This window comes from Ancylothrix sp. D3o, assembly GCF_025370775.1.
In the GTDB taxonomy this organism is placed as follows: domain Bacteria; phylum Cyanobacteriota; class Cyanobacteriia; order Cyanobacteriales; family Oscillatoriaceae; genus Ancylothrix.
Genome location: NZ_JAMXEX010000005.1, coordinates 101,495 through 116,427 on the forward strand (window position 1 = coordinate 101,495; position 14,933 = coordinate 116,427).

Annotated in this window: 15 protein-coding genes; 5 read left to right on the forward strand and 10 right to left on the reverse strand. The window is 44.9% G+C overall.

The window, feature by feature from the left end; translation table 11 throughout:
- The first annotated feature begins 62 nt into the window (after positions 1-62).
- Together yvcK and tsaE are read left to right on the forward strand one after the other, a co-directional pair.
- Positions 63-1,433, forward strand: a complete 1,371-nt coding sequence (gene yvcK / locus NG798_RS11670; RefSeq protein ID WP_261222732.1) for a gluconeogenesis factor YvcK family protein — start codon at positions 63-65, stop codon at positions 1,431-1,433.
- 239 nt (positions 1,434-1,672) lie between these two features.
- The gene (gene tsaE, locus NG798_RS11675; protein WP_261222733.1) at positions 1,673-2,140 is read left to right on the forward strand and encodes a tRNA (adenosine(37)-N6)-threonylcarbamoyltransferase complex ATPase subunit type 1 TsaE; all 468 of its coding nucleotides are present in this window, start codon (positions 1,673-1,675) and stop codon (positions 2,138-2,140) included.
- A 68-nt stretch (positions 2,141-2,208) separates the two neighbouring features.
- On the opposite strand, the gene NG798_RS11680 is transcribed toward tsaE, so the two are convergent.
- From NG798_RS11680 to NG798_RS11710, 7 genes are all read right to left on the reverse strand, one after another.
- Positions 2,209-2,397: a hypothetical protein gene (locus NG798_RS11680; protein ID WP_261222734.1), complete on the reverse strand. Its 189-nt coding sequence runs from the start codon at positions 2,395-2,397 to the stop codon at positions 2,209-2,211.
- Positions 2,398-2,503: 106 nt separating this feature from the next.
- The gene (locus NG798_RS11685) at positions 2,504-2,716 is read right to left on the reverse strand and encodes a TM2 domain-containing protein (RefSeq protein WP_261222735.1); all 213 of its coding nucleotides are present in this window, start codon (positions 2,714-2,716) and stop codon (positions 2,504-2,506) included.
- Positions 2,717-2,863: 147 nt separating this feature from the next.
- The gene (locus NG798_RS11690) at positions 2,864-4,423 is read right to left on the reverse strand and encodes a CPBP family intramembrane glutamic endopeptidase (protein ID WP_261222736.1); all 1,560 of its coding nucleotides are present in this window, start codon (positions 4,421-4,423) and stop codon (positions 2,864-2,866) included.
- Positions 4,424-4,592: 169 nt separating this feature from the next.
- Positions 4,593-4,871, reverse strand: coding sequence for a type II toxin-antitoxin system RelE/ParE family toxin (locus NG798_RS11695; RefSeq protein ID WP_317619588.1), 279 nt, complete (start codon positions 4,869-4,871; stop codon positions 4,593-4,595).
- Positions 4,861-5,172 (reverse strand): hypothetical protein, encoded by a 312-nt coding sequence (locus NG798_RS11700; RefSeq protein ID WP_317619589.1) that lies wholly within the window; start codon positions 5,170-5,172, stop codon positions 4,861-4,863. Before NG798_RS11700 ends, NG798_RS11695 begins: the two co-directional genes overlap by 11 nt.
- Positions 5,159-5,518 carry a DNA-binding protein gene (locus tag NG798_RS11705; RefSeq protein WP_261222738.1) on the reverse strand — a complete coding sequence of 120 codons (360 nt, stop codon included), beginning with the start codon at positions 5,516-5,518 and terminating at the stop codon, positions 5,159-5,161. Before NG798_RS11705 ends, NG798_RS11700 begins: the two co-directional genes overlap by 14 nt.
- A gap of 4 nt (positions 5,519-5,522) precedes the next feature.
- Positions 5,523-5,648 (reverse strand): hypothetical protein, encoded by a 126-nt coding sequence (locus NG798_RS11710; RefSeq protein WP_261222740.1) that lies wholly within the window; start codon positions 5,646-5,648, stop codon positions 5,523-5,525.
- A 179-nt stretch (positions 5,649-5,827) separates the two neighbouring features.
- On the opposite strand from NG798_RS11710, the gene NG798_RS11715 reads away from it, so the two are divergent.
- Positions 5,828-7,192: a histidine phosphatase family protein gene (locus NG798_RS11715; RefSeq protein ID WP_261223242.1), complete on the forward strand. Its 1,365-nt coding sequence runs from the start codon at positions 5,828-5,830 to the stop codon at positions 7,190-7,192.
- A gap of 247 nt (positions 7,193-7,439) precedes the next feature.
- Positions 7,440-8,699, forward strand: coding sequence for a dihydroorotase (locus NG798_RS11720; protein WP_261222742.1), 1,260 nt, complete (start codon positions 7,440-7,442; stop codon positions 8,697-8,699).
- Positions 8,700-8,801: 102 nt separating this feature from the next.
- Here NG798_RS11720 and lepB read toward each other — a convergent pair whose 3' ends face one another.
- Positions 8,802-9,425 carry a signal peptidase I gene (gene lepB / locus NG798_RS11725; protein ID WP_261222743.1) on the reverse strand — a complete coding sequence of 208 codons (624 nt, stop codon included), beginning with the start codon at positions 9,423-9,425 and terminating at the stop codon, positions 8,802-8,804.
- A 420-nt stretch (positions 9,426-9,845) separates the two neighbouring features.
- Here lepB and NG798_RS11730 point away from each other — a divergent pair, with 420 nt between their 5' ends.
- A complete protein-coding gene (locus NG798_RS11730) occupies positions 9,846-11,195 on the forward strand; it encodes a dihydroorotase (RefSeq protein ID WP_375338959.1) in 1,350 nt (449 codons plus the stop codon).
- 41 nt (positions 11,196-11,236) lie between these two features.
- Here NG798_RS11730 and NG798_RS11735 read toward each other — a convergent pair whose 3' ends face one another.
- Together NG798_RS11735 and NG798_RS11740 are read right to left on the reverse strand one after the other, a co-directional pair.
- Positions 11,237-12,997, reverse strand: a complete 1,761-nt coding sequence (locus NG798_RS11735) for a diflavin flavoprotein (RefSeq protein ID WP_261222744.1) — start codon at positions 12,995-12,997, stop codon at positions 11,237-11,239.
- A 187-nt stretch (positions 12,998-13,184) separates the two neighbouring features.
- Positions 13,185-14,906, reverse strand: coding sequence for a diflavin flavoprotein (locus NG798_RS11740; protein ID WP_261222745.1), 1,722 nt, complete (start codon positions 14,904-14,906; stop codon positions 13,185-13,187).
- Between the last annotated feature and the right edge of the window lie 27 nt (positions 14,907-14,933).

Consider the following 14,933-nt stretch of genomic DNA (forward strand, 5'->3'; position numbering starts at 1 on the left):
CAGCATCAAAGCCGTGTAAATTGTCTGTTCATAGGTCTTAATCCCTTACACCCCTAAACCGTATGTCAATAGGATTATTCAAACAAGCGCTTTTCGTCCTTACCCACGAATCTCGAAACCATACACCGAACCGACTTAGCCAGTGGTTTAAATGGTTATCTCCGGGGTTATTTGTTAAACGCTGGTTACTAATGAGTGCCGGTGGCGTCCTCCTCACGAGTCTCGGCATTGCCATTTGGATCAAACTCACCCCCATTTTTTACCTGATCCAAATCATCGAAGAGATCCTCGAATACCTCACCACAGTCATTCCCAGCTACATCAGCGGCCCTTTTGTTCTCGCTTTTGGCCTGATCCTAATATTTTGGGGCCAAACCCGGACTGTCGGTTCGATCACCAAAGTTTTGATGCCAGAAGGCGAAGAAGAACTCATCGACTTGTTGATGTCTCACCGCAAACTACACCGAGGCCCAAAAATCGTAGCCATTGGCGGGGGCACCGGTTTATCAACGCTTCTCAGAGGACTGAAAAAATATAGCGCCAACATCACCGCTATTGTGACTGTTGCTGATGATGGTGGTTCCTCTGGCAGACTGCGCCGCGAAATTGGTGTGCTTCCCCCCGGCGATATCCGCAACTGTTTGGCAGCCTTAGCTGATGAAGAAAAACTGTTAACTGAATTATTCCAATATCGCTTTAAAGCCGGTAACGGTTTAATCGGGCACAGTTTCGGCAACCTTTTTCTCACCGCTATGAGTGACATTGAAGGCGATCTTGAACAAGCTATCGCGGCTAGTTCTAAAGTCCTGGCAGTACGCGGCCAAGTTTTACCGGCCACTCTCACTGATGTTAACCTCTGGGCTGTGCTGAGTGACGGAAGACGCATTGAAGGCGAGTCTAGCATTACTGAGGCCGGTGGTAATATCGTCAAAATTGGCTGCACCCCCGCCAACCCGCCGGCTTTACCCAAAGCTTTGCAAGCTATCCGCGAAGCTGATTTGATTATTATTGGCCCTGGCAGTCTCTACACCAGCGTCATCCCTAATTTACTGGTTCCCGAAATTGCCGAAGCTATTGAACAAACTAAAGTGCCCCGAATTTACATTTGCAATATTATGACCCAACCAGGGGAAACGCAAGATTACAGCGTGGGTGATCATATCAAAGCTATTGATAATGCTTGTGGTGGTAAACAATTGTTTAATTCTGTTATTGTCCAGCGAAAAGTACCCTCTGCTCAAGCTTTAATTCGTTATGCTCAAGAAAAATCTACACCTGTTTTTCTTGACCGAGAAGCGATTGCTAAATTGGGCCGACGTATTGTTTTAGCAAATATTATGGAAGAAGACACCGAAACTGGCTATGTTCGCCACAACCCTTACCAGCTTGCTCGCGTTTTGCTGCGTTGGTATAGCCGTGTTCAAGCTTTGTAATTGCTTTTGTCTGTGGCGGCTGTTTTCCTGACAGCTAGATTGGCTCTTTTTGATTATTTTCTGGAAATTTTATTAACTTCCAAGCTTTGATCTGTTTTCCCAATTAGCCTTTTTTTCTGTGAGGAATTTTTGGTAATTCTTTTCATGTTTACTGCTTTTGTGGTATGATAAATATCCTGTAATAAAGTTTATTCTTAGCTTAGTTTTAGAGTGCTTTTTTGTGTTTTGGTTAGTGTAAAATGACCCGAAAATCAACTATTCTAAATCTTCCTACTCCAGACTCAACTTACCGTCTGGGATTTTGTCTTGGCGAAACTTTAAAACCGGGGAGTTTGCTGTTATTAAAGGGCGATTTAGGGGCTGGGAAAACGACTTTGGTTCAAGGGTTGGCTGAAGGTTTAGGTATTGCGGATTTGGTTGTTAGTCCTACTTTTACGCTGATTAGCGAATATACTGATGGTCGTATCCCTCTTTACCATTTTGATTTATACCGGCTTGCGGAGGGGGAAGCGGCGAGTTTATACCCGGAGATTTATTGGGAAGGGGTGGAAGTAACACCGGGGATTGTGGCGATAGAATGGGCTGAGAGATTGTTATATAAGCCGGCTCAATATTTAGAAGTTTGCTTGACAGATTTAGGGGATTGTGGTAGACAGGCGGAGTTACTGCCGGTGGGGGGTTTTGATTTGAAAAATTTGGTTTTTTAAATGTAGCAATACCGATAAATTTATTTAAGTGCTAAAGGTTAAATTACCCTAGAAAAGTTAATGTCTGATTAAAATTCACGTCGGCGCCGGTAATACCCCAGATAAACTAAAGCAAACCCCGCTTGCAAAACCAAGATTAATCCATAGCATTTGAGCAAAACATTGGTTTCCAACTCGGCAAAAGTACCGAAGGCACCGGCACTCACAACTGTCAGCAAAAGTAGAAAAATGAGCTTTTTTGCAGTCAAATCCAGCATAATTTTTTCTTCTTATTTTTAGTGCTTGTTGAGTTGTGCCGGCTTTTTGAAGAGCGGTAAAAGAACGAGCCAAACAACACCCAGGATAAGGAACCAATGATTCTAATTAAACCAAACTGCGGCCCTTACTATCAGGTAGATTATCCAAAACCAACAGTATAAAATCAATTATCCACCAAATACCGAAACCGCCGCCGGTGAGAAGCTGAATCACTCCTATCGTCACATATCCCATGTAAAAACGATGGATGCCTAAAACACCCAGAAAGAAGCACAACAGTAGAGCCGCCGCTTTAGATTTCGGAGAATTATGGCTCATTTTAACCTCTCTTGAAAATCTGCACAGGTTGATTTCCTGTACTATATCTTACGTCTCTAAAATATCCTGCAAAAGACATAAAAATTTAATATTTTCGGTTGTCTACGCAGGAATACTTAGCGTTTTTGAAATAAGTAGCGATTTTTTTTAATTCGCTGCACTCCCCAAAACATACAAGCTCAACAAGGTGCCGCTATTCCATAAACTATGGAGAAACATCGAAGCCAGCAAATTACGAGATCGGCTATAAACGAAGCCTAAAATTATTCCCAGTGTTGCTAAAGGTAGCACTTCAGAAACATTCAAGTGTGCGACTGCAAAGATTAAACCGCTGAGAACAATTGCCCCCCAAACCGGCATATAACGAGTCAGGGATGGTAATAAAAAACCGCGAAACATGATTTCTTCAAAGATTGGTGCGCCGATGGAAGCGGTGAGAAAGAATATCGTCAAAGCCACAGCATCTTTGCTTTCTAAAGCTATGGGTAAAATAGCATTACTGCCACCTTGTCCTTGCCAGATTTTTTGGTTGATTAGGGATACTAAAACTACGAGCGGAAGCGCGGCTAAATAGCCACCTAAGCCCCAGAAAAACCATTTTCCTTTTAAATCAATGCGAAACCAATCTTTCGGCAGGGGAGTAAAGGGTTTGACGGAAAAATAAATGGCTAATATTCCGCCAGCGGCAAGAACAATATAGGTGAATAAGATGTAAATTGCTTTGCCTCGCACATCGAAGGTTCCGGGGTTAATTTTTAATAGTGCGTTGATGGTTTGGAGGAGTAAGGGAGCGGCAATTTGTGAGATAAAGAAGAAGCCACCAACTAGCACTTGCCAGATTATTTCCCAATCCCAGGGAGTTTCCCAAGCGACATCGCCATTGGTGGCTAAAACTGCTTGTTTGCCTTTGATTAATTGTTGAATGAGTAAGCCAATTAGTAAGCCGGTGCCGCCGATAAATCCTATGGTGGGAACTATGCCAATTATGCCGAGTTTGATTACAGCTTGTTCGGCAATTTTTTGTTCGTTTGCTTCGAGGGTGGCGAGGCTGGTTGTGTCTTTTTTAATTTGGTAATATTCGCTTAAGGCTTGATAGCGAAACCAGCCATCTAAGTTTTGTTTAATTACACTTTCTGTTTCTGGAAAAATGCGGGAATTTGCTAAATTTTCTAAGACTTGAGCGGTTTGGACAACCGGCCTTTCTATAGTTTCATTGGAGGCGTATTTGACAATGTTTTGCCAGCTTTGAATGGCTTTATCTTTTTGGTTATTTTTGAGTTGTAAAATGCCTAAGCGTAAATCAATTTCATCGAGGGAATTTTGCTGTTGGTTGAGTATGGATAGCAGTTTTTTTTGTTCTGTGGCGGTGGTTGGTTGCTCCGGCATTTCTGTGGAGGCCGGTTTTAGGGTTTGTAATTGCTGGCGTGTTTTTTGCAAGTTTTTTTCGCCTGACTCGCTGGCTTCTTGGTATTGCTTGAGTGCGCTTCCAAATAGATCGTCACCGAGTAAGGTTTGCTTTGCAGTTGCAATGTCTGCGCCTTCTAAATTTTCGCCTTTCCACTCGGCGGCGTGGAGGATGAGGTTGGTTTGATATAACTCTAAACGGCTTTGGATCTGGGGTTCATTCCAGCTTTCGATGAGGGAAAAGCTGACTAAACCAAGGGTTAAAACTGTGAGGATGGTTAAAATTATTCGTTTTATGGTCATTCGTTGTCTCCGTGCCGGATTTACCCCTATTAATCATACATGGGAGAGACACATAAATTCCTTGTCACTGTACCCACCACCGGCTACTCTTCACCCCCATAAAACTCATCCAAAATCCCCCTAATTTCATCCAAACTAATATCTTGCCGATCCGACTTTGAATAAATCGTTAATAACAAAACACTCGTGGGAGACTCAACAAGACAAAAATAAGCCGATAGCCGCCACTTTTGCCTTTTTGGATATCGCTGTTTTTCACTTGCACTTTCAAAACTTGATTTTCCGCACCCAAACCGGCAATCCGATCTCCGATAAAGTTACCAGCTTGCAGTCCTTGAATAATAGGCTCAATATCAGCGCGAATTCTGCGATATCTTTTGGACAAGATATATAACTCGCGCTCAAATTGATCAGCAAATCTGATGATCACTTCTGATTCATTCTGCATCGATTCTATCCCATAATTCAGAAATTGGCCGGGTTTTACCTTCCTTAGCTTCCTGCAAAGCACAGCGCAAACTTGCCTTTATTTCTTCGGTCGGCGTATCATCAGGATCATCTCCATTTTCCTCAAATAAAACAATCACCCGTACCTCATCAACTCCCGTTACTTTCAAAGGTTCATTTAACAACAACTGACCTTTTTCATCAATCTTGCCGGTGATTTCAATCGCTCTCATGTTTATATCTCCTCTTTTAACTTCTCGTTTGATTATTCTGCCATTATATGTCATTTTAAGCTTGCTCATCCCGCGCTTCTGTTGCAGTCACCGCCTCCTCTTTATCCTGCGAATTAACTGTTACTGTCAACTTCAAACCCAAAGCATTTAACCACAAACCCAACTGATAAATTTCTGCACTACCTTCTCCAGACAAAATTTTATCTAATTTTTGCAAATGTAACAAAGCATCTTCAGGAGACATATTCAATTCTCCCAAAGCTTCCGCCACATCTTGCAACGCGTGTTTTAATAACTCTCGTTCTGGGTCTTTTTCTTCCATTATAGCCTCAAGATAGCCGGCGGCATATTCCGAATCTTTTAAACGCTCAATTAAAGATTTGTGGTAGCTTACACTTTTAGTTGTTGTTTCCATTCTCTTAAATCCTGTAATTTTTCCAGTATTCTATAGCTAGGCGGATATCTTCTTCTGGAGTGCTTTTATCTCCCCCACAAAGCAAAAGCACAACATTTACTTCCTTAATTTCTTCCCAACAAATCATCACCAAACCCTAAAACATCCCCCATTCCTAACCTCAATTGCCTCAAAAAAAAACCAACCCTCGCCAAAATCCCAACACCAATAAATAAAATGGCCCAAAACCAGGTAAAATCAATTTGACCCAAAATAACCGGCCCCCTCACACACCAGAGGGAGAGCAACCGAAAAAAGGAGGACAAAACCCTGGCTACTCGCGTAATCATCGTTAGACACGGCAAAAGCAGCTACAACCTAGAACGCCGCATTCAAGGCCGGCTGGACGCATCCATCCTAACCGAACAAGGACAAGCCACAGCCCGACAAGTCGCAGACGCCCTGCGCGGCATAACCCTAAACGCCATCTATTCCAGCCCCCTCCAACGCGCCAAAGAAACCGCAAACATCATTTTTTCAGACTTACAAACCGATTCTCAAAATCCCTCCCTCGAAACCTCAGAAAACCTCCTGGAAATTGACCTGCCATTATGGGCAGGAATGCTGCGCGAAGACGTCAAAGAAAAATTCGCAGACGATTACAAAACCTGGCAACAAAGCCCCCACGAATTTTGCATGGCAGTGCCAGAAAAAACCGGCCCCCGTGAACACTTTCCCGTTTTGGCAATTTACCAACAAGCCAAAAAATTCTGGCAAGAAACCCTCCCCAAACACACCGGCAACACCATCTTAATTGTTGCCCACAACGGCATCAACCGCGCCCTGATTAGCACCGCCATCGGCATTCCCCCCGCCTATTATCAATCAATCCAACAATCAAACTGCGGCATCAGCGTCCTCAACTTCCCCGACAACTGGACACCCGACAACCCCAGCGAAGGTTTTGTTCAACTTGAATCAATGAACATCACCACCCACGTCGGTGAAAAATTTCCCAACACAAGAGAAGGCCATCAAGGCATCCGTTTATTATTGATCCGTCACGGCGAAACTGAATGGAACCGGCAAAGCAAATTTCAAGGCCAAATCGACGTTCCCCTCAACGATAACGGCAGAAACCAAGCGAAAAAAGCCGGTGATTTTCTCCAAGATGTCCACCTCGATTTTGCCACCACCAGCCCCATGCTGCGGCCCAAAGAAACAGCCGAAAATATTATTAAATTTCACCCTAACCTTACCCTCGAACTCCATGATGGATTAAGAGAAATTAGTCACGGCCTTTGGGAAGGCAAATTTGAAAGCGAAATTGAGCAATCATTCCCCGGAATGCTGCAAGAATGGAAAACTGCCCCCGAAACCGTTCAAATGCCAGAAGGCGAAAACCTCCAACAAGTTTGGGAACGAGTCGCCCCCACATGGCAAACTATCCTTGAAAACGCCACCCCCGGCACCACCGGCATTGTCGTCGCCCACGACGCCACCAACAAAGCCATCCTTTGCCAATTGTTTAATTTAACTCCTGAACACTTCTGGAAATTTAAACAAGGAAACGGCGCCGTGACTGTCATCGACTACCCCAAAGGGCCCCAAGGAAAACCAGTTTTGCAAGCCCTCAACATCACCAGTCACCTCACCGGCAGCATCCTAGACAAAACCGCCGCCGGTGCCCTTTAAAAGTTATTTGTCCTTTGTCATTTGTCCTTTGTCATTTGTCCTTTGTTAATGGTTATTTGCCATTGGCCCTGATCTTTTTCTAGTCACAAATGAGAAATGACAAATTTTGTCCTTAGTCCTTAATCATTTGTCTTTTGTTAATGGTTATTTGCCATTTGCCCTGATCTTTTTCTAATGACAAATGACTCTTGACAAATGACTCTTGACCAATGACAAATGACTCTTGACAAATGACCATTGACAAATTATGACCAGCGAACTACTCCAACAAGTCCGAATTTTAGACCCTCTCACCGGCACCGACACCACCGGCGACGTCCTCATTGTTGATCACATCATCAAAGACATCGCCCCCCAAATATCCAACCCGCCCCCCAACACTCAGCACCACAACTGCGACGGGCTTATTCTTGGCCCCGGCCTCACCGACCTCTACAGCTTGGGCGGCGAACCTGGATACGAAGACCGCGAAACCCTCGATAGCTTCTGGAAATCTGCTTCGGCGGGGGGGTTTACGCGGGTGGCTATGTTGCCGGCTACCCATCCACCCATCGATAACCCCGGAGCATTATCGCTGCTGCAAACGCGGGCAAAAATGCTACAACCGGCCTCGAATCTCTATTTCTGGGGTGCTCTTACCATCGCTATTGCCGGTCAGCAAATGACGGAATTTGCCGAACTCGCCAGCGCCGGCATTGTCGGTTTTGCTGATGGGGTGCCGGTGCAAAATCTCGCCCTCTTGCGTCGCATTCTCGAATATCTTAAACCTCTCAATATCCCCATTGCCCTTTGGCCCTGTGACCGCAAACTCGAAGGGAGCGGTGTCATGCGTGAAGGGCCAGACTCCATCCGCCTCGGCCTCCCTGGAAACCCGGCCATCTCCGAAACCACCGCCCTTGCTGCTTTGCTGGAAGTCGTCGCCACCACCGGCACCCCCACCCACATCATGCGCGTTTCCACCGCCCGCAGCGTCCAACTGATCCAACAAGCCAAAAACCAAGGCATCCCCATCACCGCCAGCACAACTTGGCTGCATTTAACCCTTGACACAAAAGCCATTGAATGCTATAATCCCAATCTTCGCATCGACCCGCCTTTACCGACTCCTCAAGATCGCTACGCTTTAATTCAAGCAATCAAAGAAGGCATTATTGATGCAATTGCTGTGGATCACAGCCCTTATTCTTATGAAGAAAAAACTGTGGCTTTTGGGGAAGCGCCGGCCGGTGCGATAGGTTTAGAATTAGCGTTGCCTTTGTTGTGGCAAAATCTTGTCGATGCCGGTTTACTTACTCCCTTAGAACTTTGGCGCAGTTTAAGCATTGGTGCAGCGGCTTGCTTAAATTTAAAATTGCCGGGGGTGACAACTGGGAAAGCAGCAGAATTGACTTTATTTAACCCAAAACAAACTTGGAAAGTAGAAGAAAAAACTCTGCAAAGTTTGTCGAGTAATACTTTTTGGTTGGGTCAACAAATAGCCGGTCGTGTTATTAAAGTTTGGAGTTAAGTAAAATTTAAGACCGATATTGTAGGGGCAACCCCCCTGTGGTTGCCCCCAACCCCCCTTTTTCAGGGAGATTTAGGGGGATCGAAAATAGAGATATGCAAATTAATTTGTCGGTGCCGGTGCCGGTGAGGGAGTAGAATACACCGGCTGATCGCCAATTTCGCCAACGCGGTTGGGAGGCCAAAAACGCACCACAGCGCGGCCTATAATTTTTTCGCGGGGGACAAAACCCCAGTAATGGCTGTCATAACTGTTATTGCGGTTATCTCCCAAAACCAAATATTGACCCTCTGGTACTGTCACCGGCCCATATTGGTAATTTGGCTCATCGGCAATATATTGTTCCCGCAGGCCTTTATCATTAATAAAAACCCGACCCCCTTTGACTTCCACCTTTTCACCAGGCAAACCGATCACCCGTTTAATAAACGCATCGTGGAAATTTTGCTTTTCCAGGGTTTCGGTTGGATCAAAGACCACAATATCACCGCGTTGGGGAATAGCAAAACGATAACTGAGTTTATCTACGATCAGCCGGTCATTAATTTGTAACGTTGGTTCCATTGAACCTGAAGGGATATAGCGCGCTTCAGCAACAAAAGCACGAATCCCAAAGGCCAAAATAACGCTCAGTCCGACAGTTTTAAATGCCTCTATCCAGGGGTTTTCTGTATTTTGTTGAGGATTGTTATTCGGTTCAGAGACGGGATCTTGCACAGGGGTCATAGGCGTTTAAGCAGGAGTTATTAGCAAGTTTAACAGCACTGGCACGAACATACACCCTAAAAAGTTCCCCACCCCGGACAACTCCAACTCTGTGAGGGTTTAAATTTACCCTTGTTTTTTGCATTCCCCGGATTGAGGAATGGGGGGTGGAGGCGAGGCGATTACTGGCTCTTTGGCTTTTGAGAGTATGAATGATGCCTTTATTGTTCCATCTTAGTCGATATATTTTCCCAGCACACCTCCAAGGCAGCGAAAAGCACGACCGCACCGGTCTGTAATCAATTTATACAAAGATTTAACAATTTTCCTGGCCGGTGATCTTTAAACAAATCTGGCTTGTGGTAATTTATACCACATACCGATGAGGGATTGATGCGGAATGATTGCTCATAGCTGTTCTGTAGAAATCTCTTTGCTCGGATGGAAATTTTACCCTTCACTGCTATGTCTTTTGCATCTAATTCTTTACTGCTTCGTCACGCTCAGATTTTAATGCCAGCAGGAGATTATCTGTTAGGCGATGTTCTCATTCAAGATGGCAAAATTGTTCAAGTTGCACCGGAAATTACCGCTACTGAGGCTTTAGAAATTGATGCTACAAATTTAACTTTACTGCCAGGAGTAATTGATCCGCAAGTTCATTTTCGTGAGCCTGGGTTGGAATACAAAGAAGATTTATTTACGGCGAGTTGTGCTTGTGCGAAAGGGGGGGTGACTTCGTTTTTGGAAATGCCGAATACAAAACCGTTGACGACTACGCAAGAAATGTTAAATGATAAGTTGCAACGGGCGGCGGCTAAAAGTTTGGTGAATTATGGGTTTTTTATTGGGGCGACGGCTGAAAATTTACCTGATTTGCGAACGGCTAATCCTACTTGTGGGATTAAAATTTTTATGGGTTCAATGCACGGGGCTTTGTTGGTTGATCAAGATAGTGCTTTGGAAGCAATTTTTGCTGAAGGAAGCCGGTTAATTGCTGTTCATGCGGAAGATCAAGCCCGAATTAATGAGCGCCGGAAATTATATGAAGGAGAAACTAATCCGGCGATTCATTCGGTGATTCAAGATGAAACGGCGGCTTTACTTGCTACGAAACAAGCGTTATCTCTTTCTAAGAAATATCAGCGACGGTTACATATTTTACATTTGTCTACCGGCATTGAAGCTGAACTTTTAAGAGAAGATAAACCAAGTTGGGTAACTGCGGAAGTTACGCCGCAACATTTGGTGCTTAATACCGAAAGTTATGAAAAAATTGGGACGCTTGCTCAAATGAATCCTCCTTTGCGTTCTCCAGAAAATAATGATGTTTTGTGGAAGGCTTTATTGGATGGGGTGATTGATTTTATTGCAACAGATCACGCGCCGCATACGTTAGAAGAAAAGGCAAAAGGTTATCCAAATACTCCCTCTGGTATGCCTGGGGTGGAAACGTCTTTGCCGGTGATGTTAACGCAGGCAAAAGAGGGAAAATGTACGGTTGCTCAAGTTGCAAACTGGATGTCTACGGCGGTGGCAAAAGCTTATAAAATTCCTAATAAAGGTTTAATTGCTCCTGGTTATGATGCCGATTTGGTGTTAGTTGATTTGGAGAATTATAAGCCGGTTTTGAAAGAAGAATTGCAAACAAAATGCCGGTGGAGTCCGTTTGAAGGGTGGAATTTAACCGGCTGGCCGGTGTTTACGATTGTTGGGGGTAAAATTGTTTATGAACGAGGCAAATTAAATACTGATGTGCGGGGAAAAGCTTTGAGGTTTGAGGAGAATTAAAAAAGGGGGTGGGTTGTTTCCCACCCTGCGGTTATTGATGCTTAATAATGGATGCCGGTTTTGCGATAATGGACGGCAGTTACACCTGTAGATTGCAACAAATGACCGTTATCTACGACTGCATAAACAATCCAATGATCTCCGGCTTCCATACGGTTTTGCACAGTGCATTCTAGGTATGCAAGGGCGCTTAAAATAATCGGACAACCATTTTCTGATTCCTTAGTTTCCAAACCGGCAAATCGGTCTTCGCCAGGGACAAAATTCTTCATAAAATGCTTACGAACTTGTTTACCCTCTGCCAAAACATTGAGGACAAATTTATCGCCGCTGTGGGATAAAGACTCCACTGCGCGGTCTTTTGCCACCGCAATTGTTAACCCTGGTGGGCTAAATGTTGCCTGCGATACCCATGATGCCAGCATCGCACTTGTGACATCGCCGCGCCGTGCCGACATAACACAAAGTGAGCCAACAATGCGACCTACCGCTTGAGCAGTACGGTCTCCCTGGCCGGCAGTTGCCCCCTGACGCGGGGCACGGAGACGCTGAGATTTTTTCAGGGCTTGGGCAAAATCAGTGCCGATTTCTTTACATTCTTGGATAATTGTACCGCTGGGTTTAAATTTAACTCGCAAGGGTTCAAAACCTAACTTATACCCAGAATCTCGCAACTTATCGGCCACTAAATCTACCGCTTCCCCACTCCAACCATAGGAACCAAATACCCCCGCTAACTTATTTTTAGAAGCGGTAGATAGCACAACGCCTAATGCGGTTTGTATCTGGGTTGGGGCATGACCGGCCAGGGTGGGAGTGCCAATAATAAAGCCATCGCACTTTTCCACCGCCGCCTGAATTTCGGAAGGTTCGGCAAACTCACAATTAATCGACTCCACCGCTACCCCAGATTTTGTTATACCTTTGGCGATAGCTGAGGCCAGAGTGGCGGTGTTGCCGTAGGCACTAGCATAAATTAGGGCAACTGTCAAGTCTTTAGTATTTTGATCTTCTGACCATTTGCGGTAGAGGTGCGAGAGTTCAGTGAGGCCATACTGAACCATTGGGCCATGACCGGGGGCACAGAAATTAACTAACATCTTGCCTTCGTTATTTGGCGTCAGGAATTCCGCTAATTTATCGAGGGCTGCGAGGGCTTGTTTGGCTTGAGAAGCGTGTAAGGAATCGTAGTAGAAACGCCGGTCTTCGCTATAAACTTCCCAGCCTTCATCAAATACCTGATCACCGCAAACGTGAGCCCCAAAAAACTTATCCGTAAATAAGATTTTTGTTTTTGGATCGTAGGAGCAAAGACTGTCTGGCCATTTAGGAGTGGCCGTAGTAATAAACTGCAATTCGTGGCCTTGTCCAAGATCGAGCCGGTCTTCCCCGCGCACAATTGCTATTTTTAATTCGATGTTTTCAAAATACTGCCGTAAGCTAATAGCGGCGGGGTTTGAACACACAAAAGTTATCTGCGGTGCTAATTTTAAAAGCGCCTTGAGAGTTGCGCCTCGGTTGGGGTTAAAGTGTCCGAGAATTACATAATCGATTTTGTTTAAATCGATGCGTTTTTGTAAAGCTTCCAGATAAATTTCTGTAAACGATTCACCTGGGGGATCAATGAGGGCAATTTTTTCGCGGATAATGGCAAAACTGTTTGCTGTAGTGCCTTTGGCAAGGGAGTATTCGACTTCAAATTTCAGTCTATCCCAAGTGCGGGAACGCAAAATTAAGGTGTCGGTGCCGAGGTACATTGCTTGTACATCGCGGGGTTTTGTGGCGGTGAGAGTTTGTGGCATAGGTTTGGGTGGGGTGTAATAAACCGCAGATGAATAGCAGGCAAGATGCCTGCCCCACAGATAAACGCAGATGAATAGGATAGATTTATGTCTTGATCTTGAAGTTTGTCTCCCACAGAAAACCCATCAGCGTTTATCTGCGTTCATCTGCGGTTAAAAATCTTTCAGAAAAAGGCCATAAATCACCTTAATAGTGATTACCGACTTTGCGGTGGTGGACTGCCGGCAAGGCGTCGGGGTTGGAAACTCGCCCTGTATCAACAGTCGCATAAACGATATGATGATCGCTTAATTCCATCCGGCTTTGCACTTCGCATTCGAGGTAAGCAACAGCATCGGTAAGAATAGGACAACCGTTATTTGCCGGCTGAGTTTTGATGCCGGCAAAGCGATCTGCACCAGGGGCAAAACGCTTTAAAAAGTGCTTCATTAAAGCTTGATAATTGTCTTCAGCAAGCACGTTTAAAACGAATTTATCACCAACGTGCATTAAGGCTTCAATTGCCCGATCTTTGGCAACAGCAATGCTTAATCCCATCGGTTGAAAACTGGCTTGTGCTACCCAAGACGCGAGCATGGCGCTATTAACTTCGCCTTTTTGAGCGGTAATAATATATAACCCGCCACTAAGCCGGCCCAAGGCTTTATCTAAGTCGCTATCAAGCGATTTCATTTGCTTAACAGCTTTGTCACGAGTCAGCCATTGTCCTAAGTCAGTACCGGCTTCATCGCAAAGCTGATAAGTTGGGTTGTGGGGCGTTTCTTTGATTAAAATTGCCGGGAAGGCTTCTTTTAATCCTAGTTCTTTGAATTTGTTTCGCAAGGGATAAACCGAGAGGTCATCGCCACCGCCCGATTCTAATAAACCAAAGGTTTGTTTATTGTTTGCACTCGCTAAAATAGTGCCGATTATTGCTTCAGCGTTAGTATCGGAAACGGGAGGGGCTGCAATTACAATCCCGGCAGCATTTTGGGCAAGTTCTCGTGCTTCTTGCGGTTCTGCTGCTTTTAAATCCATCATTTCTACTGCGACACCGGTTTTTGTAATACCGTGTGCAATTGCTTGAGAAAGCCGGTCACTGTAGCCGTAATCTGAATAGTAAAAAACGGCAACTGTTGTTTCTGCTTTTGTTTGTTCTTGGCTCCATTTTTTATAGCGTCCTGTTAGTTCAAGCAGGTTATGACGCAATAAGGGGCCGTGTCCGGTGGCAATGGTGGTGATTTCTCCCAAGTCTGCCATGCGTTTCATTGCACCGAGAACAGAGCGAGCATTTGGCCCCATTAAACACTCGTAATAAAAGTGATAATCGGCTTCGATATCGCTGAGGTTTTCGTCAAAGGTTTTATCTGAGCAGTAGTGCATTCCAAAGGCGTCGCAGGTGAATAATATCTGCGTTTTGGAATCGTAGGTAAAGATGGTATCTGGCCAATGTAAGTTAGGCGCTGAGACAAATTCGAGGATATGTCCGTTTCCTAAATCGAGTTTGTCTCCGTTTTTTACTTGGATGTTTTTAAACGGTTGATGTATGAGGTTTTCTAAGAATTGAATCGCAACTTTTGCCCCGACAATTGTTGCTTGAGGTGCGAGGTTTAAGACGTCTTTTACTAAGCCACTGTGATCGGGTTCGGTGTGGCTAATTACGATGTAATCAATGGTGGTGGGGTCAATTTCGCCGGTGAGAGTGTCTAGGTACAGTTGGCGAAATTTTTCGTGGGAGGTGTCTACAAGGGCGATTTTTTCACCGCGAATGATGAAAGAGTTGTAGGTTGTGCCGTTTTTTAGGCCAAATTCAATGTCGAAGCGATCCCGATCCCAGTCTAGGGAACGGATGGCGGTTGTCTCGCTGGCAATTTCGCTTTTTTCGATAGTGAGCCGGCGTTGTTGCACTCGGTCGGTGAGAGCTACCATATTGGCCTCCTTTTGGGGTTTTCGATT

Excerpts from the sequence above, each read along its gene's own strand:
- yvcK (WP_261222732.1), top strand. The coding sequence starts at position 63 with ATGTCAATAGGATTATTCAAACAAGCGCTTTTCGTCCTTACCCACGAA.
- tsaE (WP_261222733.1), top strand. The coding sequence starts at position 1,673 with ATGACCCGAAAATCAACTATTCTAAATCTTCCTACTCCAGACTCAACT.
- NG798_RS11680 (WP_261222734.1), bottom strand. The coding sequence starts at position 2,397 with ATGCTGGATTTGACTGCAAAAAAGCTCATTTTTCTACTTTTGCTGACA.
- NG798_RS11685 (WP_261222735.1), bottom strand. The coding sequence starts at position 2,716 with ATGAGCCATAATTCTCCGAAATCTAAAGCGGCGGCTCTACTGTTGTGC.
- NG798_RS11690 (WP_261222736.1), bottom strand. The coding sequence starts at position 4,423 with ATGACCATAAAACGAATAATTTTAACCATCCTCACAGTTTTAACCCTT.
- NG798_RS11695 (WP_317619588.1), bottom strand. The coding sequence starts at position 4,871 with ATGCAGAATGAATCAGAAGTGATCATCAGATTTGCTGATCAATTTGAG.
- NG798_RS11700 (WP_317619589.1), bottom strand. The coding sequence starts at position 5,172 with ATGAGCAAGCTTAAAATGACATATAATGGCAGAATAATCAAACGAGAA.
- NG798_RS11705 (WP_261222738.1), bottom strand. The coding sequence starts at position 5,518 with ATGGAAACAACAACTAAAAGTGTAAGCTACCACAAATCTTTAATTGAG.
- NG798_RS11720 (WP_261222742.1), top strand. The coding sequence starts at position 7,440 with ATGACCAGCGAACTACTCCAACAAGTCCGAATTTTAGACCCTCTCACC.
- lepB (WP_261222743.1), bottom strand. The coding sequence starts at position 9,425 with ATGACCCCTGTGCAAGATCCCGTCTCTGAACCGAATAACAATCCTCAA.
- NG798_RS11730 (WP_375338959.1), top strand. The coding sequence starts at position 9,846 with ATGGAAATTTTACCCTTCACTGCTATGTCTTTTGCATCTAATTCTTTA.
- NG798_RS11735 (WP_261222744.1), bottom strand. The coding sequence starts at position 12,997 with ATGCCACAAACTCTCACCGCCACAAAACCCCGCGATGTACAAGCAATG.
- NG798_RS11740 (WP_261222745.1), bottom strand. The coding sequence starts at position 14,906 with ATGGTAGCTCTCACCGACCGAGTGCAACAACGCCGGCTCACTATCGAA.